The organism is Agrobacterium tumefaciens, from assembly GCA_025560025.1.
In the GTDB taxonomy this organism is placed as follows: domain Bacteria; phylum Pseudomonadota; class Alphaproteobacteria; order Rhizobiales; family Rhizobiaceae; genus Agrobacterium.
Window position 1 is genome coordinate 57,968 of record CP048486.1, and the last position, 23,877, is coordinate 81,844.

Annotated in this window: 18 protein-coding genes; 3 read left to right on the top strand and 15 right to left on the bottom strand. The window is 59.6% G+C overall.

The features are described from left to right. Positions 1 to 16: 16 nt before the first annotated feature. Both FY152_14315 and ftsZ read right to left on the bottom strand, forming a co-directional pair. A complete protein-coding gene (locus tag FY152_14315; protein UXS33348.1) occupies positions 17 to 715 on the bottom strand; it encodes a GntR family transcriptional regulator in 699 nt (232 codons plus the stop codon). Positions 716 to 1,103: 388 nt separating this feature from the next. Next, the gene (gene ftsZ / locus FY152_14320; protein ID UXS33349.1) at positions 1,104 to 2,066 is read right to left on the bottom strand and encodes a cell division protein FtsZ; all 963 of its coding nucleotides are present in this window, start codon (positions 2,064 to 2,066) and stop codon (positions 1,104 to 1,106) included. Positions 2,067 to 2,443: 377 nt separating this feature from the next. Between ftsZ and FY152_14325 the strand changes: the two genes are divergently transcribed. Next, positions 2,444 to 2,887, top strand: coding sequence for a response regulator (locus FY152_14325; GenBank protein UXS33350.1), 444 nt, complete (start codon positions 2,444 to 2,446; stop codon positions 2,885 to 2,887). A 480-nt stretch (positions 2,888 to 3,367) separates the two neighbouring features. Here FY152_14325 and FY152_14330 read toward each other — a convergent pair whose 3' ends face one another. From FY152_14330 to FY152_14380, 11 genes are all read right to left on the bottom strand, one after another. Further along, entirely contained in the window at positions 3,368 to 3,514 is a 147-nt protein-coding gene (locus tag FY152_14330; GenBank protein ID UXS33351.1) for a DUF1127 domain-containing protein, read from the bottom strand. Between the two features lie 169 nt (positions 3,515 to 3,683). After that, on the bottom strand, positions 3,684 to 4,286 hold the full coding sequence (locus tag FY152_14335) for a hypothetical protein (protein ID UXS33352.1): 603 nt from the start codon (positions 4,284 to 4,286) through the stop codon (positions 3,684 to 3,686). A gap of 134 nt (positions 4,287 to 4,420) precedes the next feature. Beyond that, on the bottom strand, positions 4,421 to 5,539 hold the full coding sequence (locus FY152_14340; GenBank protein UXS33353.1) for an ABC transporter permease: 1,119 nt from the start codon (positions 5,537 to 5,539) through the stop codon (positions 4,421 to 4,423). After that, positions 5,536 to 8,313 carry a ribosome-associated ATPase/putative transporter RbbA gene (locus FY152_14345; protein ID UXS33354.1) on the bottom strand — a complete coding sequence of 926 codons (2,778 nt, stop codon included), beginning with the start codon at positions 8,311 to 8,313 and terminating at the stop codon, positions 5,536 to 5,538. The genes FY152_14340 and FY152_14345 overlap by 4 nt, the downstream gene beginning before the upstream one ends. A gap of 11 nt (positions 8,314 to 8,324) precedes the next feature. Beyond that, positions 8,325 to 9,389 carry an HlyD family efflux transporter periplasmic adaptor subunit gene (locus FY152_14350; protein ID UXS33355.1) on the bottom strand — a complete coding sequence of 355 codons (1,065 nt, stop codon included), beginning with the start codon at positions 9,387 to 9,389 and terminating at the stop codon, positions 8,325 to 8,327. A gap of 474 nt (positions 9,390 to 9,863) precedes the next feature. Beyond that, positions 9,864 to 11,237, bottom strand: coding sequence for an alpha-glucosidase/alpha-galactosidase (locus tag FY152_14355; protein ID UXS33356.1), 1,374 nt, complete (start codon positions 11,235 to 11,237; stop codon positions 9,864 to 9,866). Between the two features lie 22 nt (positions 11,238 to 11,259). Next, positions 11,260 to 12,930 carry an ABC transporter ATP-binding protein gene (locus FY152_14360; GenBank protein ID UXS33357.1) on the bottom strand — a complete coding sequence of 557 codons (1,671 nt, stop codon included), beginning with the start codon at positions 12,928 to 12,930 and terminating at the stop codon, positions 11,260 to 11,262. 12 nt (positions 12,931 to 12,942) lie between these two features. Then, positions 12,943 to 14,079, bottom strand: a complete 1,137-nt coding sequence (locus FY152_14365; GenBank protein UXS33358.1) for an ABC transporter permease — start codon at positions 14,077 to 14,079, stop codon at positions 12,943 to 12,945. Between the two features lies 1 nt (position 14,080). Next, positions 14,081 to 15,088 (bottom strand): ABC transporter permease, encoded by a 1,008-nt coding sequence (locus tag FY152_14370; GenBank protein ID UXS33359.1) that lies wholly within the window; start codon positions 15,086 to 15,088, stop codon positions 14,081 to 14,083. 165 nt (positions 15,089 to 15,253) lie between these two features. Continuing rightward, a complete protein-coding gene (locus tag FY152_14375) occupies positions 15,254 to 17,341 on the bottom strand; it encodes an ABC transporter substrate-binding protein (protein UXS33360.1) in 2,088 nt (695 codons plus the stop codon). Positions 17,342 to 17,449: 108 nt separating this feature from the next. Beyond that, positions 17,450 to 18,916 carry an alpha-glucosidase/alpha-galactosidase gene (locus FY152_14380; protein UXS33361.1) on the bottom strand — a complete coding sequence of 489 codons (1,467 nt, stop codon included), beginning with the start codon at positions 18,914 to 18,916 and terminating at the stop codon, positions 17,450 to 17,452. A gap of 198 nt (positions 18,917 to 19,114) precedes the next feature. Between FY152_14380 and FY152_14385 the strand changes: the two genes are divergently transcribed. Together FY152_14385 and FY152_14390 are read left to right on the top strand one after the other, a co-directional pair. Then, a complete protein-coding gene (locus tag FY152_14385) occupies positions 19,115 to 20,008 on the top strand; it encodes an AraC family transcriptional regulator (protein UXS33362.1) in 894 nt (297 codons plus the stop codon). A 74-nt stretch (positions 20,009 to 20,082) separates the two neighbouring features. Continuing rightward, complete coding sequence (locus FY152_14390; protein ID UXS33363.1) at positions 20,083 to 20,550, top strand: hypothetical protein; 468 nt, start codon at positions 20,083 to 20,085, stop codon at positions 20,548 to 20,550. An 11-nt stretch (positions 20,551 to 20,561) separates the two neighbouring features. Here FY152_14390 and FY152_14395 read toward each other — a convergent pair whose 3' ends face one another. Further along, the gene (locus FY152_14395; protein ID UXS33364.1) at positions 20,562 to 21,473 is read right to left on the bottom strand and encodes a DMT family transporter; all 912 of its coding nucleotides are present in this window, start codon (positions 21,471 to 21,473) and stop codon (positions 20,562 to 20,564) included. Beyond that, on the bottom strand, positions 21,470 to 23,872 hold the full coding sequence (locus tag FY152_14400; GenBank protein ID UXS33365.1) for a PIG-L family deacetylase: 2,403 nt from the start codon (positions 23,870 to 23,872) through the stop codon (positions 21,470 to 21,472). Before FY152_14400 ends, FY152_14395 begins: the two co-directional genes overlap by 4 nt. Positions 23,873 to 23,877: the final 5 nt, after the last annotated feature.

Below are 23,877 nucleotides of genomic sequence, written 5' to 3' on the forward strand. Positions count from 1 at the left end.
ACAAGAAATCGACAAGCTACAGATTTATTTCCAGACGCTCGTTTCGCACCAGCAGTTTCTGCACCTGCCGTACGATCTGCTCGGCGTGCTCGCGGGCCAGTTTCTCGGAAAGAACAGTATCGCGTGCGGCAATCGCCGCGATCATCTCATCATGATCGTCGACAAAACGCTTCGGCAGGCGATCGTCATAGGATTGGTAATAAAGCCTGAGGATGCGCCGTCCCTCATCCAGCAGGCGCTTGAACAGGCTGGTGAAATAGGGGTTGCGCCCGGCTTCGGCGATCGAAAGATGCAGGGCGGCATTGGTGGAAATCATTGCCAGCGCATCCTGCGCTTCCACCGCAGCCGCAAATTCGGCCTGATGCGCACGGATTTCCGCCAGATCTTCCGGGCGGTGATATTGCGCGGCGAGCTGGGTCGTGACCCGGTACATCAGCACCAGCGCATCGAAATAAGTATGCATGTTGAGGAAATCGATGTTCGACACCATGGTCGAGCGGTTCGGCAGCGTATCGATCAGCCCCTCGCCCGACAGCCGCACCAGCGCCTCGCGGATCGGCGTGCGCGACATCTTGAACCGTTCGGCAAGCTGCACCTCGTCAATGGGGCTACCGGGCGGCAGGACCAGATCGAGAATCTCGTCGCGCAGCAGATCGTAGACCATCTTCACGCCGGAGCCGCGCTTGCGCTCGGCAGAAGCAATTATATCCGTCATCATCAAATCCCTCTTGTCGACATAAAGAGTACTATTATATTTTTTCGTTATCAACGCCGCGTTGCAGCGCCTGCGCTTCGAATGGCGGAATAATTGTTCAAAAACAACAAAAAGCCGTCGCGAAAATTGCCCGCGACGGCTTTTGATCGTTCAGTTTGTGGCGTGGACGCTGTTTATACGGCATCACCGACTAAAGAAGGACGATTTCCCCAGGAAGCGAAGAGTAAGCCGCTTGTCTCTTCTCCCCGAGGGGGAGAAGTCCGCGGCAGCGGGATGAGGGGCAAGGGCAGAGATATTCGGAGAGGGTGCCCCCTCATCCGGCCCTTCGGGCCACCTTCTCCCCGGCGGGGAGAAGAAAGGCCCAGCAATGTCCCGCCTCAAGCCAGCATCAATTGCGCAGGCCGGTGGCCACGACGGAAATCTTGAAGGCGCCGTCCAGCGTCGGATCGAAGGAAGCACCCATCACCACATCGGTCTCCTCGCTCACCGCCTCGCGCACCAGCGTCATCGCCTCGTCGATCTCGTAAAGCGTCAGGTCGTTGCCGCCGGAGATGGAGACAAGCGCACCGCGTGCTTCCTTGAGAGAAGGCTCCCCGAGCAGCGGATTGGCAATGGCAGCGGCGGCGGCTTCCGAGGCGCGCTTCTCGCCCTTGGCCTGGGCGGTGCCCATCAGCGCACGCCCGCCATTCTTCATGACATAACGCACATCGGCGAAATCGAGATTGACCAGACCTTCGCGCAGGATGAGATCGGTGACGCAACGCACACCGAGCGACAAAACCTTGTCCGCCGTCTTCAGCGCATTTTCGAAGGTGGTGCCGGCATCCGCAATACGCAGAAGGTTCTGGTTGGGAATGACGATGACGGTATCGGCCGTGTTCAGCAGATTGGCGAAACCATATTCGGCAGCCCGCATGCGGCGCGCGCCTTCGAAGCTGAACGGCAGGGTGACGACGCCGACGGTCAGAATGTTCTTCGCACGGCAGGCTTCGGCGATGACGGGAGCCGCCCCCGTGCCGGTGCCGCCGCCCATGCCGGCGGTGATGAAGCACATGTCGTAACCGCTCAGGTGATCCATGATCTCGTCGAGCGAATCGATCGCCGCCTGCCGGCCGACTTCAGGATCGGCACCCGCCCCCAGCCCGCCCGTCAGCTCGGAGCTCAGCTGCACAAGCCTCGGCGCGTTGGTTTTCTTCAGCGCCTGCGCGTCCGTATTGGCCGCGATGAAATCGACGCCGCCGATGCCCTCGGCAATCATGTTGTTGATCGCGTTTCCGCCACCGCCGCCAACGCCGATAACGGCAATATTGGGCGTGTTGCGGGCAATGGTGGCGCGCGGAGACTGGGTCATCGTCTTATTCTCTTTCTGAACTCATAGGGTCCCGCGCCGTTTTTAAGCGCGGCACGCGAATGATCGGCTAGGCTCCAGCACGTCCTTCCTCACGCGGGAAGGAGGCTGTAACGCCTTGAATTTGCAATAAGCCTCTTGGCCATATGCGGCAAAAAGGCCTGTACTCCAGGGGCGAAAAATACGCTACGGCGACGTTCCCCCACCCTTTCCCCGGATGAAAACCAAACCGAATCAACTGCTTCGCTATTCAGAGGTGATAGCTGAAAAGCCATGCCGTTTACACTCCATTCACCATGTTTATCTCACTTTGGAACGAGTTGCCCCGACAGGTGTTTGCCTGCCAGCAGCGCCAAAGCGCACAGAATGGAGGCAGGCATATGTTGGCAGACGTCTTGCAGAGCGAACCGGGTTTCCGCACGCAACAGCCGCGCGTGCTGATCGTGGAAGACGAGTTTCTCATCGCCATGGATATCGAAGATTCCATACTCCAGGCCCAGGAAGAAGCAAATGTCATCGGCATCGCCAACCGGCTGGAGGACGCGGTCATGCTCGGCAGCCGGGCCGATATCGCCTTTGTCGACGTCAACCTTGCCGATGGCCAGACCGGCCCCGAAATCGGAAGGCGGCTTTCGCAGGATCACGGCGTCGTGGTGATTTTCATGACGGCGAACCCGGAAGTGGTGGTCAATCTCGGCATCGGTGCCGGCGTGATCGCCAAACCCGTGCCTCAGGATGCCGTTGAACAATGCCTTGCCTATGCGCTTGCCAAGCTGGCAGGCACCCGCGCCGTCACGCCCATCGGCATGATGGCCTTCGACTGAGCTATTCCCTTACAATGAAGTGAAACGCCAGAAACAAAAAAGCCTGCCGCGGGAGGAGGTGCGGCAGGCTTTTTGAAAAAATGAACAGCGATATGGGAGGAGGAAAACCGCTGTCCCCGGGGCAATCCTTGGGAGGAGGAGTGGATTACCCGCAATACCGAAAGGATGTGGGAGGAGGTACATCCGTTTCGATGATTGGAAGATAACATTTTCCTGCGCGTTTTGCAGGCACAAGGTTGCAGCACAGATATGCGTTTGGCGCATAACCAATATTGGTGACAGAACTACCGGCGACTATTGCGCCAAGACCGCCGCGATATCGCTGCAATGGCACCAGTCGCCGTCCCTGAATACAGCGCCTCCCGTTGCAGGCAACGATCAACGGATCAACCACGGCGATATCGCAGCAGCAGAGTCCAAAAAACAAAAACGCCCGCTAAGCGGGCGTTTGGGCATTCAAAAGCGGCATTTTCGCCTTGATTACTTGCCAACTGCGGCGCGGGCGACGCTGGTGATCTGGCTGCGATCAATACCGAGATCGTGCAGTTCACGAGTGCTCATGCGGCCCAGTTCGTTGATGGTCTGACGATATTTACGCCAATTGTTGAAGCTGCGTGCTACGTTCATGACATTACCCTTTCTGAGGTTTAGGTGACGTCAGTAACATTTTCGTTCCGGCGTCCTTTGATGCCCCCTATATGCGCTTTCTCTCGCCCAATGAACAGGCAGAATAAGGCAGGACACCCATGCGCTGCACGCAATGGTTCCAAAAGGGGCACGGCGTTACTGGAAGGATTCAGAACTTGTAGCGGACGCCGAAGACGTTGGCGTTTGTTGCGCCCTTCATATTGCCCAGCGTCTTGCCGCCGCCGGAACGGTGGTGAAGACGCCAGAAGAATTCCGTCGAGGAATCCTCGCTGAAGGAAACGTTGATTTCAGGCCCCAGATAAAACAGGACATTGGCGTTGCCATCATCCTTGATTTCCTGTTCGCGCTCACGGCCTCGCTGCGCATCGTTCACGAGGCTCAGGCCCGCCGTGAAGCTTGGCGTGACGAACAGCCGTTCTCCGAGCTTGATCTGCTCGTAGCGCGCAACCGGCCCCGCCCAGACCTCACCGGTGAAGCCCTTGCCAAATCTCGCGGCAATGCCGATTTCGCCACCCAGCTTCACATTGCCGATGCTGTAGGGATAAAACTGGTAACCGCCACCAATAATGGCGTTCCTCTCATATTCCACCGGAATGAGAGCAGCGCTTTTCAGCATGTCCTCCTTCGTCATGGCGCCGGCAAAGCCGAATATCGCTTCGCTCGTCTCCGAAGTCATATCCTCCGACGCGAAAGATGATGTCGCGGCCAGTGCTATCATGGCCGCCAGCGACAGACGTGCTGCAATATTCATTCTGCTACTCCTGAACAAAGCCCGCTTTACCCAGCCGTCCTCATAGGCATATTCCCCGAAGGCGAACATACCGTTACCGAACACAATAAATTCAACACGGGCGAATTGGCCGAAAAACAGGCATTTTCCCGGGTTCAGCGCAGGAATCGCCTGAAACGGCGAAGCGCAAAAACGAAAAGCGCGCTGCCGATGGCCAAAAGCGCCAGCAATTGCGGCCAGACGACATCCAACCCGGCCCCGCGGAAAAGCACCGATTGCGCCAGAATGACGAAATGGGTGTTGGGTGCGAGAAGCATGAGATACTGGATGATGTCAGGCATGCTCTCACGCGGCGTCATGGCGCCGGAGAGCACCTGCAACGGCAATAGAAACAGGATCAGCAGCATGCCGAACTGCGGCATGGAACCGGCAACCGTCGCAAGAAATATGCCCATCGAGGTCATGGCAAAGAGTTGCAGGGCGGTCCCAAGCAGGAAAAGCGAGAGCGAGCCTTCAATCGGAATGGCGAGCAGCCCCCTGACGACGACGAACAGCGAAAATGCCGAGGCCACCAGCACCACGAGGCCCATGGACCAGACCTTGCTCAGCATTATCTCCAGCGGCGTCACCGGCATCACCAGCAGATGCTCGACCGTGCCATGCTCACGCTCGCGAATGAGCGCCGCCCCCGTCAGCACGATGGACAGCATGGTGATGGCGGTGATGATGTTATTGATCGATCCGAACCACGACTTGTCCAGTTCCGGATTGAAACGGGAGCGCAGCGTCAGATCCACCGGCACCGAGGTCGCACCACGATAGCGGTTCATATATTCCTGGATTTCGCTGGTCACGATGGTCTGGACATATCCACCGCCGCTGAAAGCCTGGCTCATGCGGGTGGCGTCGATGTTGAGCTGAATGGCCGGCTGCTGCCCCGCCATGAGGCGGCGCTGGAAATCCGGCGGAATGTTGAGCGCGAAAGTATCGAGCCCCGCATCCATGCGCTTGTCCATTTCAGCAATGGAAATCTGCTTTGGCGGCGCAAAATAGGGCGGATAGAACGCCGTGCTGATGCGGCCCGAAAGCGGTGACTGATCCTCATCGACAATCGCAATGGCGGCATTGTTGAGCGTCTCCGGCAGCGCGCTGGAGCCGGTATAGATCTGCAGCGTGAAGGCGTAGACGATCAGCAGCAGCAACATGCCGTCACGCGCAAGGCCGCGCAGTTCCTTGATGCCGAGCTGGAAGATGTTGGACGAAAACAACCTCATGACGCCTGTTTCCTCAAGAGAGCGGCACCGGCGACGAGAAGCAGTGGAATGGCAATGATCAGCGGCAGGAAAGAGCCGGAAAGGCCGGCGAAATCCAGCCCCTTCGAAAAGGTCCCGCGTGAAATCGTCATGAAATAAGTTGCGGGGTAGATATTACCGATGAAGGCACCTGCGCCCTGCAGCGACGAGACGGGATCAATCATGCCCGAATATTGCGTCGCCGGAATGAGCGTCAGCAGGGCCGTACCGAAGATCGCGGCAATCTGGCTCTTCATGAAGGACGACATGACGAGGCCAATCGAGGTGGCGATGATGACGAAGAGCAAGGCTCCCGTTGCGTAAGCAAGATAACTTCCCGTAAACGGCACCCGGAAGATGAAGATGGCGAATGCCGTCAGAAGCAGGAAATTAAGCATGCCGAGGGCGACATAAGGCAGCTGCTTGCCGATCAGGAATTCCAGCCGGGTGGTTGGCGTTACGTAAAGATTGACAATGGAGCCGAGCTCTTTTTCGCGGACGACGCTGAGCGCCGCCAGCATGGCCGGAATGAGCATGAGCAGCAGCGGAATGACCGCCGGCACCATGGCGACAAGGCTTTTGACATCAGGGTTGTATCGATAGCGCGTTTCGATGCTGAAGCTGTTCTGCGTCGCCGCGCTGCCATAAATCTCGGCCGCCTTCCTCGCCAGCCATGTCTGGTGCATGCCCTGCACGTAACCGCGCACCGTCTCGGCCCGCTGCGGCATGGCGCCATCGATCCAGGCGCCCACCTCCACCGTCTTGCCGCGCAGCACATCCCGACCGAAACCGGGGGGAATTTCAATGGCGAGGCTCAGTTCGCCATCGCGCATGCGCCGGTCCATATCGGCATAGTCGCGGATCGGTTCCTTTTCGATGAAATAACGGGAACCGGCTATATCCAGCACATAATCGCGGCTGATGGTGGAATCGTCACGGTCCAGCACCGCAAAGGTCAGATCCTCGACATCCAGATTGATGCCGTAACCGATCACGAACATCAGGATGACGCTGCCAAGCACCGCCAGCGTGCCGCGAATGGGGTCTCGCTGCAGTTCCAGCGCCTCGCGGCGCGTATAGCTGAACATGCGCCTGACATCGAAAAACCGTTTGCGGGCGGGCGCTGCATGTGGCGTCACAGGCACGGCCGCTGCCGCGACCGGCGCGTCCGCAGGTTCCGCCTTTTTCACGCCGGACGCATCTTCGAGATAGGCGACGAAAGCCTCTTCCAGCGTTGCCGCATTCCGGCTCTTGGTAATCGCGTCCGGCGTATCGCTGATCAGCACCTTGCCGGCATGCATCAGCGAAATCCGGTCACAGCGCTCCGCCTCGTTCATGAAATGGGTGGAGATGAAAATCGTGACATTATCGTTGCGTGAGAGATCGACGAGGATCTGCCAGAACCCGTCCCGCGCCACCGGATCGACACCGGACGTCGGCTCGTCGAGGATAAGAATGTCAGGCGAATGGATCATCGCCACCGCCAGCGACAGTCTCTGCCGGATGCCAAGAGGCAGATCGTCCGGCAGGGTCTCCATGACCGCGCCGAGATCGAAACGCTGCGCCATCTCGGCGATGCGCGGCTGAATTTTCTCTTCCGGCAGCTTGAACAGCCGCGCGTGAAGATCGAGGTTCTGGCGCACGGTCAGTTCGGAATAAAGCGAAAATGCCTGGCTCATGTAACCGACGCGGTGACGGATGGCCATGTCGCTGGCATCCACCTTGTGCCCGAAGAGCTTCGCCTCGCCTTCGCTCGCGGCCAGAAGCCCGGTCAGCATCTTCATGGTAGTGGATTTTCCGCAGCCGTTCGAGCCGAGAAAGCCGAAAATCTCGCCGCGCGGAATCTTGAAGCTGACATTGTCGACGGCAGTAAAGTCACCGAAGCGCATGCTCAGATGCGAGGCCTCGATGGCATAGTCGCCATCATCGCTCACCTTGCGCGGCGCGATATGCACCTCATGGTAACCCTTGCGCTTTTCTTCCGGAAGAAGCGCGATGAAGGCCGCATCGAGATTGGCAGCCGAGGTGCGCTCCAGAAGTTCGGCAGGGGATCCCGTTGCCAGAATTTTTCCGCCATCCATGGCAACCAGCCAGTCGAAACCGGCGGCTTCCTCCATATAGGCGGTGGCGACGATGACGCTCATGCCCGGACGCCCGGCCCGGATCGAATCGATCAGTTCCCAGAACTGCCGGCGCGACAGCGGATCGACACCCGTGGTCGGCTCATCGAGAATGAGCAGGTCCGGATCGTGGATCAGCGCGCAGCAGAGCCCGAGCTTCTGCTTCATACCGCCCGAAAGCTTCATTGCCGGACGATCGGCGAAGGGCTCGAGGCCGGTACTTTTCAGCAGTTCGGCAATGCGCGCCTGCCGCTCCCTGCCGCCCTGCCCGAACAGCCGCCCGAAAAAGTCGATATTCTCGAACACGGACAGGGTGGGATAAAGGTTCTTGCCCAGCCCCTGCGGCATATAGGCAATGCGCGGGCAGGTATCCTCGCGGTGGCGCGGATCGGACATATCGCCGCCCAGAACCTCCACCTTTCCCTTCTGTATCGCCCGCGCCCCGGACACAAGCGACAGGAGGCTGGATTTTCCGACACCGTCCGGCCCGATAAGCCCGATCATCCGCCCGGACGGAATTTCAACCGATATGTCGGCCAGAGCGACCGTGCTGCCAAAGGCCAGCCGCACATCTGTCAGCCGCGCAACCGGCGCGTTCCTGTCGTTTTCACTGTTCATCGCGGAGGGTGTGCCCATGGCGGCCACCGTCACTTGACGAGGTTACGTTCGAGATTTTCCGGCCAGGCCGCCTGCGGATCAAGCCGGACATAGGCCATGCCGGGCAGGCCGGTTTTGACATATTGAATGTATTTCTGCAGCAGTTCCTGCGGGATCTGCGCCCGCACCCGGAAGGTCAGCTTCTGGCGCTCTTCCTCGGTCTCGACCGTTTTCGGGGTGAACTGCGCAACATCGGCCACGAAGGAAACCTTGGCCGGAATGGTGTATTGCGGCGCGGCATCGAGGATGAGGCGCACGTCGGAGCCCATCGATGTGCGGCCGGCCTCAGCCGTCGGCAGGAAGAACGTCATGTAGACGTCGCCGAGATCGACAAGATTGAGAACGCGGCCACCGGCGGAAAGCACCTCTCCGGGCTGGGCGATGCGATATTGCACGCGGCCGTCGCGCGGCGATTTCAGCGTCGCATCGGTGATGTCAGTCTCGATGCTCTCAATATCCGCCTGTGCGGCATCAACCGCCGCTTCCGCGTCGACGATCTGCGCCCTGGCGGCGTTGATGGCGGCATCCGAGGCGGCAAGCGAGGCCTCAGCCGAGGCAAGCGTGGCGCGGGCGGATAGCTCGGCCGCTTCGCTGTCGTCGACGATCTGCTGCGATACCGCGTTACCCGTCAGCAGCTGTTTCGAACGTGCATTGGTCTTGGAGGCGGAATCGAGTTGCGCCTTGCGCTGTTCCACCACGGCCAGAGCGGATGTTTTTTCCGCCTCCCGCTGGGCAACGAGGCTGTTTGCGGTATCGATCGCTATTTTTGCGCGGCGAAGCTGTGCTTCCGCCTGGCGCTTTTTGGCTTCCAGCTGAGCCGTGTCCATCTGCGCCAGCACCTGCCCGGCCTTCACGAAGTCGCCTTCGCGCACCATGATATCCTGAAGGCGACCCGCTGTTTTCGTGGAAATATCGATCTCCACCGCCTCGATCCGGCCGTTACTGGCCACGAACCCGGCGGGAAGTCCCTCCCCCGTCAGCTTCGACCAGAAGAAATAGGCGGCAACGGCAACAGCCAGAACCACCAGACCAATGAGCAAGCCTTTTTTAGACATCCGTCTTCCCCATGAACCCTTCAGGTTTCAACCGTAATACGTAAAAACCGAAGAAGCCAGCCACCATCGCGTTCAGAATTCGCACCCGGCATTTCTTCTGTTTGAGGAAATGGGCCGGGTCATGCGGCTGTTTAAGTGAGGGTGCGCTTCGTGGCTTTGACACAAGTCAAGTGCATGAGAGGTTTCGGGCAAGGGCCTAAACCGGTTGACGATGGCAGGCAGCAGCGATTGCAAAGCCATATGAAGTGGCCTCGTTTGGCAATGCCGCATCATCCGCACTCGTCACCCCGGACTTGATCCGGGGTCCAGGCGATCAAGTCTTTGATCGCACGAGACTCTCTATCTCACGGCGCAGACGCGCCGTGGCTGGATGCCGGATCAAGTCCGGCATGACGGAGGAGAGGGCCTGCACCTCAGATAGTCAGAGGCCGCAGGATGAAACCTGCAGCCTCGCATTGTTGTAGCGATCGCGCGTTACACCGCCCGCGCCCGTTTCACCTCCACCTGCGTCCACTCCGGCAACCAGTCGCGGTGTGCGACGAGGAGATCGTCCACCAGCGACCAGATCTGGTCGAGGTCGAGCTCCGCCGCCGTATGCGGGTCCATCATCGCCGCGTGGAAGATGTGTTCGCGGTTTTCGGTCATCAGCGCCCCCACCGTCAGTTCCTGCACATTGATGTTGGTGCGCATCAGCGCGGTGAGCTGCGGCGGCAACTCGCCGATATAGGTGGGCTGCACGCCGTTATGATCGACAAGGCACGGCACTTCCGCCGCACAATTGGCCGGCAACGAGGTGATGCAGCCATTGTTGCGCTGGTTGCCGTAAATCACCGAGGGTTCGCCGGTCCAGACCGAGTTGATGATGGAGGAGGCATATTCCTTCGATTGCTTGACCTCGATCTTCTCGGCTGAGCGATAGGCTGCCGCCTGCCCCTTCCAGCGCTCGATCTGCTCGATGCAGCGCTTGGGATATTCATCGAGCGGGATACCGAATTTCTCGATCAAATCCTCGCGCCCTTCCTTGATGAAATAGGGCGTATATTCGGCGAAATGTTCGGAACTTTCGGTGACGAAATAACCGAGCCGCGTCAGCATCTCGTAACGCACCTTGTTGGGGCAACGCGGGTTCCAGCCGGGCTTCGGCGCCCGGCCTTCACGGTAGCCGCGCACGAGGTCGGGATAAAGGTTCTTGTAACTGCCATCCGGCTGGCGGTGTTCGAACTCCAGGAAGAACGCCATATGGTTGATGCCGGCCGAACGGTAGCGGATTTCCTCATAGGGAATATCGAGATCGTGGGCGAGCTCCATGGCCGTGCCCTGCACGGAATGGCAAAGGCCGACCTGCCGGATCGTCGGGTATTTTTCCGCAATCGCCCAGGTGTTGATTGCCATGGGGTTCACATATTGCAGCATGATGGCGTTGGGGCAGACGGCCAGCATGTCCTCGCAGATCTTCCACAGATGCGGCACGGTCCGCAGGCCGCGCATGATGCCGCCGACACCGAGCGTATCGGCAATGGTCTGGCGCAGGCCATATTTGCGCGGCACCTCGAAATCGGTGACTGTGCAGGGCTCATAACCGCCGATCTGGAAGGCCACGACGACGAAATCCGCACCGGCAAGGGCCTTTTTTTGGTCCGTATAGGTCTCGGCCTTCGCCTTTGCGCCAAGCGTCAAAATCAGCTTGTTGACGACGATGGCGCTTTCTTCCAGCCTTTCACGGTTGATGTCCATCAGCGCGATGGTGGCGCCCGAAAGGGCCGGACGCTGCAGCACGTCGCCGATGATGTTCTTCATGAACACGGTGGAACCTGCGCCGATAAATGTGATCTTGGGATCTCTTGCCATTTCTACCTCCGGCATTTGGCATTCAAGCGATTTCGAAGGCGGCCCGGACGAGCCGCTGGGTATATTCGGTTTTCGGATTGGTCAGCACCTCCTCGACGGGCCCCTGCTCGACGATCCTGCCGCGCTGCATGACGATGACGCGGTGGCAGAGCGCGCGGACCACTTTCAGGTCGTGCGAGATGAACAGGTAGCTCAGGCCCCGCTCATCCTGCAGCTTGCGGAGCAGGTCGATGATCTGCGCCTGCACGGAAAGATCGAGCGCCGAGGTCGGCTCATCAAGAAGGATGAATTCCGGCTCCAGCACCACTGCCCGGGCAATGGCGATGCGCTGGCGCTGGCCGCCGGAAAACTCGTGCGGGAAACGCGAGAGGATGTTGCCGGGCATGCCCGCTGCCTCCAGCGCGTCGCGCACCCGGTCCAGCCTTTCGGCCCTGGTCCGGCCAAGGCCGTTGATGACAAGCCCTTCCTCGATGATCTGGCCGATGGTCATGCGTGGATTGAGCGAGGCGAAAGGATCCTGAAAGACGATCTGCATACGTGAACGCAGGGGCCGCATTTGCGCGCGGGAGCGGCCATCGACCCTCTCCCCGTCAAAGATCACCTCCCCGGCCACCGGCTCGTTCAGCCGCAGCAGGGATTGGCCGAATGTCGTCTTGCCGGAACCGGATTCACCAACGAGCCCAAGCGTCTCGTGCCTGTTGAGGGTGAGGCCCAGACTGTCGACGGCGATCAGTTCCTTCAGTTCCGGTTTGAACAGGCCGCCGTAACGCATCATGAAAGAGACCCGCACGCCATTCGCCGTCAGCAGCACGCCGGAATCTACCGGCAGCGGCTTTGCCGTGCCATGCGGTTCGGAGGCAAGCAGCTTTTTCGTATAGGGGTGCTGCGGCGCTTCGAAGAGCTTTTCCGTAGTGTTGTGCTCACGCATTTCGCCATGCTGCATGACATAAACGTAATCGGAAAACTGCTTCACGATCGTCAGATCATGGGTGATGAGAACCACGGCCATACCGCGCTTCTTCTGAAGGTCGCGGATGAGGTTGAGGATCTGCGCCTGGACGGTGACGTCGAGCGCAGTGGTTGGCTCATCGGCGATCAGCACATCCGGATCGTTGGAGAGCGCCATGGCGATCATCACACGCTGCCGCTGGCCGCCGGACAGCTGGTGCGGATATTGCTTCAGCCGCGCTTCCGGTTCGGGTATCTGCACCTGCCGCAGAAGATCGAGCGCCCTCACCTGGGCCTCTTTCCGGCTCAGTTTCGAATGAACGCGGATCGCTTCGACGATCTGGCTGCCGATCGTATAAATCGGGTTCAGCGAACTCATCGGCTCCTGAAAGATCATCGAGATGCGGTTGCCGCGCAGCGCCCGCCGCTGGCGGCTGGAAAATTTCAGAATGTCGTCGCCGTTGAAACGCACGGTCGCGGATTTCGAAACGGACGCCCGCTTCGTCAAAAGCCCCATGATGGTGCGGGCCGTGACGGATTTTCCCGAACCGGATTCGCCAACGATGGCAATCGTCTCGCCCCGGTAAAGCTGGAAGGAAATATCCTTCACCGCCTCCACCGTGCCGTGCTCCACCTTGAAGGTCACGGCGATGTTGCGCGCATCGATGATGGCGTCGTCGTTTCGGTCATCGGCATCGAAGCGGATGGCGGGCGCGTAAGTGTTGTTCTGTGCAGCAGCAACCATGTTACGCTCCTCTCAATAGGGATCGACGGCATCGCGCAGGCCATCGCCGAGCGCGTTGAAGGCGAAGACTGTGACCAGCACGAAACCAACAGGTGCGAGAATCCAGGGATAGGAACCGATGACGGAATAGGTCGCCGTATCCTGCAGCATCAGCCCCCAGGAGATGAGCGGCGGCTTGACCGCAAAGCCAAGGAAACCGAGGAAGGATTCGAGCAGCACGACGCTCGGAATATGCAGTGTCACGGCGACGATCACATGGCTCATCACATTTGGCAGGATGTGCTGGAAGATAATGCGCCGGTCCGTGGCCCCGACGGCAATCGCCGCCCGCACATAATCGATACGCGCCAGCGCCAGCGTCTTGCCGCGTACCTCACGCGACATCTGCGCCCAGCCGAGCGCCGACATGACACCGACGACGAAGACGAGGAAAACGGTCGTCGGCGCGGTGACAGGAATGAGTGAGGTCAGCGCGAGATAAAGCGGCAATTGCGGGAAAGCGAGCACCACTTCCACGAAACGCTGTATCCAGGCATCCAGAGGCCCGCCGAAATATCCTGATATCAGCCCGACACTGGTGCCGATGACGGTGACGATGGCGACGACGCTGAGCGCGATGGCAAGCGAGATGCGCGAGCCATAGATGGCGCGCGACAGCACGTCGCGTCCGAATTTATCGGTTCCGAGAAAATGCACCGGCTGGCCATCCGTCGAGCCGAAGAAATGCCGGCTCATCGGGAGGAGACCCAAAAGCTTGTATTCTGCGCCCTTGACGAAAAAGCCGAGATAAACCGGATTGTCATAGTCCGGCCCGACAATGGGCTGGAAGGTGATCGGATCGAGCTCTTCGGTCTCGGCGATGGCATAGACCCGTGGCAATAGGCTGACATTGCCGTCCTTGTCGCTGAAGCGCACCACCTGCGGCGGCGAAAAGCTGCCATGGGTTTCGAGCGGGTTCATCGGCGCAAAAAAATCCGCGAAGATGGCAATGAGGATCAGCAGCACTACCAGCACCAGCCCGATCATGCCGGTGAACGAGCGCCGCAGACGCCGCCAGACAAGCGCGAGATAGCTCTCATTGCCACGGGCGGAGCGGTCGGGTTTTGCTGCAACGGCGGTTTCGTTCTTCATCTCGTCAAACGCCATCATCTCAGGCCCTCCCGAATTCGCGCACGCGCGGGTCGAGCATGGCCAGAAGCATATCGGCGATGATGTTGCCGATGATGAGCGTGGCGGCCAGCACCATCATGAAGGTTGCGGTGACATAGACATCGCCCACTGCCATGGAGCCGACGATGGCGGGACCAACGGTCGGCAGCGCGAAGATGATGGCCGTCTCGATTTCGCCACTCAGCATGTAGGGCAGCACGACGCCCTGATACATGATGAGCGGGTGCATGGCATTCGGCACCGCATGGCGCATGATGACGGCGCCTTCCGAAAGCCCCTTGGCGCGTGCCGTCTCGACATATTGCGCATTCAGCGTATCGAGCAGATTGCCGCGCATCACCCGCATATTATAGGCCAGCCCACCGAAGACGGCGATGGCGACCACCGGCCAGACATGGCTGACGAGATCGACGAATTTGCCCCACGACCACGGCGCACCGCCATATTGCGGCGAGAAGAAACTGCCGATCTCAGACACGTCGAAATGAAACACCATGAGATAGACGAGGATCAACGCCATCAGGAAGCGCGGGATCGTCATGCCGAGGAAGGCGATGGTCGACAGAAGATTGTCGACCCAGGAATATTGCCGTGTAGCCGCCCAGATGCCGAAGGCGATGCCGAGAACGGATGCAAAGATGTGGCAGACCAGCGCCAGCGCAATGGTGCGCGGCAGGCGTTCGCCAACCACATCGGCGACCGGCTTGTTGTAATAGAAGCTGTAGCCGAAATCGCCGCGGGTGACGATGCCGCCGATCCAGTTGAAATATTGAATGACGAGCGGCTTATCGAGGCCGTGTTCGATGCGGTAGGCCTGCGCCTGCGCTTCCGCCTGTTCGAAGGACGCACCGCCCTGGTTCATCAGCTGCGAGCGGATGTAATCGGCATAATCGCCGGGCGGCGCCTGAATGATGGCGAAGGTTACCACGCTCAGGATCAACAGCACCGGAATGGCGGAGCCTATGCGTATCGTCAGGAATCTCAGCATCGAACGGTTTTCCTCCGTTTGGGCGGGCCGTGATGGATAACGGTCCGCCGGGTGCCTCCGGCCGCGCTTCACGCGCGACCGGTACCGGGTGTTCTCCGGGAGGAGTACTTCAAGGTATTCGCATTTCCGGACGGGAAACCGGGGTCCAGTTTTACCGGAAATGCTTTAGTTGATAGGCCCGCCCTCACCCGGCTTGCCGGGAAGCTGCTGCGGGAAGAGTTCGTATTTGCCCTGCTTATCCGCCGCGACCCAAAGGCGTTCGCGAATGATAGAGTCTTCAGCCCAGTTGAACATGAAGATCGGCGTGCCCTGCGGTACGTTGGAGAACCGCTTGTTGACGATCAGCGCGCCGGGATATTCGGTGAGACCGATCGTGTAGAGGTTCTGCGTATAGACCTTCTGATATTGCTTCATCAGTTCCGCCCGCTCGGCATTGTCCTGCGAGGAGATGAATTTGCGCACGATGTCGGCCATCTCCTTCTCGAACGGCATCAGATCCAGCTCCTTGCCTTCGGGCGAGCGATGGTTCCAGCTGGTGCGCGGGCCGACAGGGGCAAGCTGCTCGGTATTCTGCACCACGGATGAAAGCTCGGTGGAATTGCGCCGCACCAGCCAGTCGAACTGCCCGCCATAATGGGCGGCATCGCGCTGGTTGGAATCGAGGCTGTTGATGACGACGCGAAGGCCGAGTTTCGCCATCTGGCCAACCAGACCTTCCGCGAGGCTCTTGTCCGTCGCGTAACCGTTATTGACGAGAAGGGTAATTTCGACATTGCGACCGCCAAGTGTTTCCTTCGGGAAATTCAGGAAACCATCGCCATCCGTGTCCTTCAGGCCAATCGAGGCCAGTGCGGCCTTGGCGGCTTCGAGGTTGAAGGGGTAATAGACCGTGGAGGCGCGGTCATAGAAGCTGGTGCCAGACGAAATGCCGCCCGGATAGATCGCCGTGAACGGCCCTTTCACCAGCGAGTCGCCGACTGCCTTGCGGTCGATGGCCGATGTGACGGCCTGACGGAACACCTCGTTGCGGTTCAGCTCGCGAATGGCCTGCCCGCGCTCATCCGGATTGCCCCAGCCATTGCCGGAGAAATTCATCTGCAGATTATAGCCGATGAGGCGCGGCCCGAAGGCAAGGCGGGCCGGCGCATTGGGGTCGGCGGCGCGTTTGAGCGAGGCAACGAAATTTTCCGGCTGTTCGAGGTTGGAGAAATCGCCCGATCCCGCCACGGCCTGCACATCACGGTCAGCCCAGGTGGAAAGCTTGTAATGGACCTCGTTGAGATAAGGCAGTTGCTGGCCCTTCTCATCGACCTTCCAGTAATAGGGATTGCGCCGTAGCACGATGATGTCATCAGGCCGATAAGCGACCGGCACCCATGCCCCCATGACCGGCATGTTCATATATTCCGGCGGGAAAGCGTTCTTGAACTGATTGTAGGTGTTCTTGGAATATTTCGGATGCTGCGGTTTCAGGATATGCGACGGCCCTGGGCAGAAGCTCGGATAGGCCATGGTGTAGAGATATTGCTTGGGAAAGGCGCTCTTGAAGGTCCACTCCACCGTATAATCATCAACCTTCGTGAGCGTCGTTCCCTCACCGAAAGCCTCGGGCGATGCGCCGCCGCCAAGCGGTGAAACATTGGGATCGACGACCGCATCTTCCCAGTAGAACATCACGTCATCGGCGTTGAAGGGCTCGCCATCCGACCATTTGGCGCCCTTGACGAGATGCATCGTCAGCTTGTGGCCATCCTCGGACCATTCCCAGCTTTTGGCCAGATTGGGTAGCGGTTCGGTGTCCTTGGCGTCCACCTGGAAGAGCGGTGCGGTGCGCGTCAGGCATTCGGAAAGGGCGATATCGATGCCGCCCCAGCCCTGGCTCTGGCCGGCAATATAGTTCCAGCCCTCAGGCCTGCCGCCCACCACATGGCGCATCGTATCGCCGTAAACGCCCATACCATCGGGCATATTGCCGGTCTTGTAGACCAGCGGTTCTTCCGGCAGGCGCTCTTTCAAGGGCGGCAGCTTGCCGGTCTTTTCGAATTTCTCGCTGACCCAGTCAGGCTCGCTGTAGCTTGGCAGCGTCTTGAATTCGAGGATCGAGTCGCGCGCCACGTAATTGATCTTGCCTTCGGCCGGAAATTGCGGCGGCTCCGGCGGCGTGGCGGTCTCGAAGGCATTCGCATTGAGTGCGATCATCGAAACACCGAGACCCAGTGCCGAGATGATACCGATCTTGCGTTGAAGTAACATCGTCATTCCTCCCAAATGGCAGCTCTTCGACCGCCCACCCTCTGTGATCGTTCTGGCCGTGGCGGCGAACTCCCTTCCGCCGCCCGGCCTGTTCCCATGCCTTTTCCTTCAAACAGCCTTTTTCAGCGCCGACTTTTCGGCCCGCAGTTCTTCGATGGAGCGCACATTGCGGCGGGCGGCACCGGCCCAGTCGCGGGTCTTGACGCTGGATTTGGCAAGCCGCTCCTTCGCCGCCGGTACTGCATCCGCATATTGCGGCAGCCAGCGGGCCTGCGCGACGACCATCTCATCCACCATCTGCCAGACCTCCTCCGGCGTGGCGACGGCGCCGACCAGCGGATCGTGCAGCACGGCAAGCTTCAGCAGATCGATATCGCCGCTCACCGCCGCATGGACAGACATACGCTGCACATTTATGGAGGCCATGCAGGTGGCAGCGCAGGCTTCCGGCAGTGTGATGCCGGACACCATGTTGATGCCGAAACGGTCGACGAAGCCGGGCGACTCGATAATGGCGTCGGCTGGCAGATTGGTGATGACGCCGTTGTTCTTGACGTTGAAATGACCGCGATAGACACGCCCTGTCTCCAGCGCTTCCAGAATATGGCTTGCATGTTCGTTGGAGCGCTTCGCCGGATCGATGGGCTTTGCGGCCGAGGCGAGGAACTGCGGAAACTCGGTTTCGAACCAGTTGCGCGTTTCGGTGGAGTGGCGGAGATAACCGCCGGTTTCGCCGTGGATCCAGTCGGACATGTCGATCCAGCGGGCAATCTCTTCCGGCCGCTTGCGATACCACGGCAGATATTCGGAGAGATGGCCATTGCTTTCTGTCGAATAGACATCGAACCGCTTCAGCACGTCGATGCGCAGCTTCTCCTGCTGCGAGAAGACCGGATGCGCCTCGAAGGCGGCGACCAGCTCGTCCTTGCCGATCTTGCGGCCGTTGAGCCTCAGATCGATGAACCATGTCTGGTGGTTGATGCCGGAGCAGATGTAATCCAGCTCGGATACGCTTTTTGCACCGAGAATTTCGGCGATCTGTTCGGCGCCGTGCTGCACGCCGTGGCAGAGACCGACCGTATCCACCTTGCCATATTCGATGGCCGCCCATGTATTCATGGCCATGGGATTGGCATAGTTCAGGAATTTCGCACCGGGTGCGGCAACCTCGCAGATATCCTTGCAGAAATCCAGAATGACCGGAATGTTGCGCTGACCGTAGAGAATGCCGCCGGCGCAGATCGTATCGCCCACGCACTGGTCGATGCCGTATTTCAGCGGAATACGAATATCATCGGCATAAGCTTCGAGACCGCCGACCCGCACGCAGCTGATGATGTATTTCGCGCCCTCGAGCGCCCGGCGGCGATTGGTATCGGCCGTCACCTTCACCGGGAAACCATTGGCCTCGACGATCTTTTCGAGGATCGCCCTGATCATATCGAGATTGTGCTGGCTGATATCCGTCAGCGCGACTTCAATATCGCGAAATTCCGGCACGCACAGGAGATCGGTGAACAGTTTTTTCGTGAAACCGACGCTGCCTGCGCCAATAATAGCGATTTTGAAACTCATAACGCCACCTCTGTTGCAAATCGAACGGGTGAAACGGGCCGAAGGATCGTAAATATGGCACCACAGAAAAATACCCGTAAGAATCCCGGAAAACCGGCCTTACTCCCAATTTTTCAGCAGCAATATCCCGCTGGCTGTCTCCTCGGATCGGGATTATGCGTATAATAAGGGACAGGACCAGAGAAGGATTATGCTTTCATGGGTAATTTTGTGCTGCGTGATTTGATCGATCAGGGACCCGGCATGCGAACCGTCTCGCTGCCGCGCGGACGCCAGACCCTGCACACCATGCCCACCAGCAGCGGCTATGAAATCCGCCGTGGCGGCAACTATGATTGGGACGGGCGGCGGCGCGGCCAGACGCCGTTCACCGTGCTGCAATATTGCATCGGCGGACAGGGCAATCTGCGCTACGAAAACCGGCATTATGTGGTGAAGCCAGGTGAAACCCTGCTGCTGCTCATCCCCCACAATCATCGCTATTGGCTGGAAGACGGCAAGGAATGGGAGTTCTTCTGGATTTCCATGAATGGCGAGGAGGCCTTGCGCATCCACCGCAACATCCTTTCTGTCACCGGTCCCATCCTCAGGCTTCAGCCGGAAACCGTCGATCATCTCGCTTATTGCTGCTCGCGACTCGTAAATGGCGCGGAAACGCCGGGGGCCGCCTCCGCCGTCGCCTATGAGGCGGCGATGACACTTTATGACGATGTCTTCGGCTCGCATCCCTCCTTCGGCGGCGAATATCGCACCCTGCAGCAGGTGCTGAGCTACATCGACAGCCATCTCGGCGAGCGGCTTTCCGTCAGCGACCTTGCGGCCGTGGCCGGCCTCAGCCGTGCGCATTTTTCCCGCATCTTCACGGCAAGCGAAGGCCTGCCGCCGGCGGAATTCGTGCTGCAGCGGCGATTGCGGCGGGCAGCCAAGCTGCTGACCACCGCAGCCAATATTCCCATCAAGGAAGTGTCGGTGCTGTGCGGTTTTGAGGACCCGAACTATTTCTCAAAGGTCTTCCGCAGGCTTTATGGCACCAATCCGAGCGAATTCCGCACCACCGGCATGTATGCGAGCGTTCGGCAGGACGGATCCTGAAAAACAACTTGGTTTTGCCACGTTTCAGGAGATTAGGATGGATGACACTACGCGCATTTGGGAGATCGACTGAGGTGAAAGACAGAATCCGGATGATGCTTATCTTTCCGATTCGGGCGCTCATCATTTTCGCCCTGATTCTGGATGGCATTTTCCGCCCGCTCTACCGGCCCGTCATCAGGGCCATCTCCGGCCTGACAGTCATCAAACGGCTGGAAAACAGGATCGGGCAGTTGCCGCGTCTGGCCATTCTTCTCGCCCTTGCGGTGCCCTTCGCCATTGCCGAACCCATGAAGGTCATCGGCCTGATCCTTATTGCCCATGGCACCGTCAAAACGGGGGTGGTTCTGACGATCTTCGCCCATCTCGCCACCTTCCTGATCGTTGAACGGATTTATCACGCCGGTCGGGAAAAGCTTCTCACCTATGTCTGGCTCGCCTGGATCATGCGATATGTGCGTTTCGCACGTTCAATTTACGATCGCCTAAAGCTTGCGGCATTGAACTGGGTCAGGCTGCGGGTGCTCGCGCAGCAAAGGTGAAGAGGCATCCGTCACGATTTGCGACGCAACCTCTTCAGGAGAAACTCCGCAAGGACGGTTGACTGCAGCGACACGAGAATGATGGCGATACCCAGCACCACACGGACTTCGGGCACCTCATCGAACAGGAAATAGCCGACAGCCGTCACGAACAGGATCGACAGGTAGCCGACCGGCGCCAGGACACTGGCATCGGCAATGCGATAGGCCCGCAGGAAGCAATATTGACCGAGCTGCGCCAGCAATCCGATGGCCAGCAGCGGAGCCCAGTCGAACGGCGCAACCGGCTTCCAGGTCCAGATTGCGGGAAAGGCAGTGATGACGGCCAATCCCACGGTATAGAACACCATCATGACAGTGGTATTCTCCTGCCGCAGCGCCCGTGTCTGGATCACCGCCAGCGCCCCGAACACCACCGAGACGAGGACGACAAGCACGCCCGCATTGAAAGCCGTACCACCCGGCCCGATAACGACGAGAACGCCGACAAATGCAAGGCAGGCCCCGGCCCAGCGATATCGGCTCACCCGCTCACCAAGAAAGGCAACGGCCATGGCCATCGTCACCAGGGGGCGCGAAAAACCGATGGCATTGACGGTTGCAAGCGGCAGCAGGGTGATGGCGATGAAGTTGCTGGTGAGCGCAATGGCGTTGCAGCAGATACGGAAAAGATTGCGCCAGGGATATTTGACACGCACCATTTCCATCCTGTGCCGCCAGATAAGCGGCAGGATGAAGATCAGGCCGATCATCGCCCGGATGAAGACAAGCTGGAAGGCCGGATAGGTAACGCCCTGTGCCTTGACGAGTGCGGTCATCCCCCCTGACACGAGGGCCATATCCATAAGCAGCCAGCCTATGCCCGCGCGGGGATCGTTCTCGCGCGGGTTCTCCTGTTTTTCACTGTGGTCGTGGCCATTCACGCGGGTTGCACGAGGTTTGCCATGAGGCGGAACGCCCCCGGCACCAGCTTGTCCATCTGGTGGTGAAGGACGAGGCTGGTATGGGTGTGCCGGCCCTTGCCGATGACGCCCGAGACGAGAGCGCCCTTGAGCGGCTGTTCATCGACATCATGCATGGCGAGCAATGGCTCGTAGATACCGTCCCAGCGCGATGCGAAATAAAGCCCGCGTTCCTTGTCCCAACCGGCCCAGTCGCCGGCATCGATCACGTTGGGGCCGACAAGCAGCGGATGATCGGGCACCAGAACCGTCACCTCCGCCCTGGGATCGGTTACCCGCCAGCGCAGGGACGGTTTGCCGATTTCAAGCCGCCTGACCGGTGTCGTTTCCGGGTTCCACCCATCGGTCGGCCGGTGGTAAAGCGTCACAAGATGACCGCCCTCTTCGACGAAACGGTGAAGTTTCTCCGTTGCTGCGGCCAGATCCCTGCGGATGCCGAAGGCGAAGATGCCGACAACGATTGTCGTGAAGGACGACAGGTCGCGGCCAAGCGCCTCGGCATCCAGTTCGGTGACATCGAGACCCATGCGTGAAAGCCATGAGCCGACCCGGTCGGCACCGCCGCCAACATAACCGACGCGCGCATTTTGCGGCAGCTTGAGGTCCAGCGACAGGATCTTCAGGGCGGAAGGCGCCAGAAACCGTGCCCGGCCAATATGCGGATAGGCGATGGGCGTGATCTGGAAAGCCGGTTGCGAACCGGAAATTGGTTCGATCTGTGCAAGCCCCGCCTCGCCCGCGCCGGTGCGTTCCGCAATCCAGCCGCTTTCAGACCTGCGCACGTTCCAGCCGCCAGCGCCCTGGAAAGTAATAGGGCTATCTGCACCTTTCACATGGGCTTGCAACATCAGGCTATTTTGGTCCTGTCCAAGCGGAACGAGAAATGCATCCGGCGAAAGCGTGAGAGACTGGGCGGGAGTGACGAAAAACGGCTCCTCGAGATCGAAGGGCGCCGAAACCTCTCTGCCATCCACCTTGGCCGTCACGCGCACATAAGCATGGCCATTGCCGCCGGCGGCCTTCCAGTCTGGCTGGTAAAGGCCGGAAACAGCCGCATCGGGAGCGGCAGCGAGCGAGAATACCGTCGTCTGGCCAAGCGATTGAACCGATGAGGAAACGCCTGCGGGAAGAATGGGCTTGACCTCGACGCCGAATTTGGCCGCCCGGTCTGTCAGCTCCACATGAAGCGACGATGCACCGCCCGCCACGATTTCGGCGGGTTCCGCATAGGCGCGCTCGAAAAGATCGAGCGCCGTCAGGATGGCAGCATCGACCTGCGCACGTTTGCGCGCGATCCGATGGCCATGCAATTCCTGAAACTCCCGGGCTGCGGCCTCGTCTACCTTTTGCAGAAGAGCTGCCGCCCTTAGAAGGGACGCCGTGATCCGTTGCGTTTCGGGAAAGGCTGCGATTGCGTCAGTGATCGCCTGTTCGGCCTCGACCAGAGCTTTTGCCAGTTCGTCCTTAAGCCCCGGAAAAGCCGCGAGATCGGTAAGCGAAGACGGCAGCCTGTCGAGGATCGAGCTTTCCGCGCCACCCGCAACGCTGGACAGTTCGAGATGCAGCGGCCAGACTTCCTGCGCCCGTTTCGGCCAGTGCCCCATTCCCTGTGACGCGTGATAATAACGCGACCATTCACCGATACGGTCATATTGCGCACCGGTGGCCGCTTCGTTGCCCGCCGCGTTGATCGTCAGCGTCGTCTCGGGTGGAGGCACCTCGTCATCATAGGTGTCGCCGCCGCCCGACCATGCGGGAAGGTAGAATTTGGCCACCTTCCACGGTTTCAGCCCCTCGGAAAAATGTTCGGGATAGGCGGCTTGATCGGCAGCCATCGCGATTGCGCTTCTTGCCGCGCGCGTCATGGCACGGTGATGCCCGTGTTGTCCCGGCACATCGAGAAATGTCGGGATGACGATATCAGGCCGCTCCTTGCGATAGGCGCGCACCAGCCGCTCCACAATGCGTTGCTGCCCCCATCGACCGAAAGTCTGGTCGCCATCCTTGGAAAAACCGAAGTCGTGGATGATATCCGCCGGGCCATGGCCGAGCCAGCTTACATCCGCATCGATGACGCGGGCGGCCTCCTCCAGCTCGCGCGAACGGATGACACCGAGGGCGCCCAGCCGTTCCTGCCCCAATGCGTTCTGCCCGCCTTCTCCGCGCGTCGAGCAGGCAATGATGATCCGCATGCCCAGTTCCATGCGGAAATAGGCAAGAAGTCCGTTCTGCTCGTCGTCCGGATGCGCACCGGTATGCATGAGGGTGACCGTGGATTTCAGCGCGCTCAGCTTGCGGTGCAGGCGAACGAGCCATGGGTCGGCCATCTGCCGTTCGATACGTTCCCGGGGGTTAAGCATGCGCG

What these genes read in the sequence shown, in the direction of transcription:
- FY152_14315 (UXS33348.1), bottom strand. Translation starts at nt 715, where the DNA reads ATGACGGATATAATTGCTTCTGCCGAGCGCAAGCGCGGCTCCGGCGTG.
- ftsZ (UXS33349.1), bottom strand. Translation starts at nt 2,066, where the DNA reads ATGACCCAGTCTCCGCGCGCCACCATTGCCCGCAACACGCCCAATATT.
- FY152_14325 (UXS33350.1), top strand. Translation starts at nt 2,444, where the DNA reads ATGTTGGCAGACGTCTTGCAGAGCGAACCGGGTTTCCGCACGCAACAG.
- FY152_14330 (UXS33351.1), bottom strand. Translation starts at nt 3,514, where the DNA reads ATGAACGTAGCACGCAGCTTCAACAATTGGCGTAAATATCGTCAGACC.
- FY152_14335 (UXS33352.1), bottom strand. Translation starts at nt 4,286, where the DNA reads ATGAATATTGCAGCACGTCTGTCGCTGGCGGCCATGATAGCACTGGCC.
- FY152_14340 (UXS33353.1), bottom strand. Translation starts at nt 5,539, where the DNA reads ATGAGGTTGTTTTCGTCCAACATCTTCCAGCTCGGCATCAAGGAACTG.
- FY152_14345 (UXS33354.1), bottom strand. Translation starts at nt 8,313, where the DNA reads ATGGGCACACCCTCCGCGATGAACAGTGAAAACGACAGGAACGCGCCG.
- FY152_14350 (UXS33355.1), bottom strand. Translation starts at nt 9,389, where the DNA reads ATGTCTAAAAAAGGCTTGCTCATTGGTCTGGTGGTTCTGGCTGTTGCC.
- FY152_14355 (UXS33356.1), bottom strand. Translation starts at nt 11,237, where the DNA reads ATGGCAAGAGATCCCAAGATCACATTTATCGGCGCAGGTTCCACCGTG.
- FY152_14360 (UXS33357.1), bottom strand. Translation starts at nt 12,930, where the DNA reads ATGGTTGCTGCTGCACAGAACAACACTTACGCGCCCGCCATCCGCTTC.
- FY152_14365 (UXS33358.1), bottom strand. Translation starts at nt 14,079, where the DNA reads ATGATGGCGTTTGACGAGATGAAGAACGAAACCGCCGTTGCAGCAAAA.
- FY152_14370 (UXS33359.1), bottom strand. Translation starts at nt 15,088, where the DNA reads ATGCTGAGATTCCTGACGATACGCATAGGCTCCGCCATTCCGGTGCTG.
- FY152_14375 (UXS33360.1), bottom strand. Translation starts at nt 17,341, where the DNA reads ATGTTACTTCAACGCAAGATCGGTATCATCTCGGCACTGGGTCTCGGT.
- FY152_14380 (UXS33361.1), bottom strand. Translation starts at nt 18,916, where the DNA reads ATGAGTTTCAAAATCGCTATTATTGGCGCAGGCAGCGTCGGTTTCACG.
- FY152_14385 (UXS33362.1), top strand. Translation starts at nt 19,115, where the DNA reads ATGGGTAATTTTGTGCTGCGTGATTTGATCGATCAGGGACCCGGCATG.
- FY152_14400 (UXS33365.1), bottom strand. Translation starts at nt 23,872, where the DNA reads ATGCTTAACCCCCGGGAACGTATCGAACGGCAGATGGCCGACCCATGG.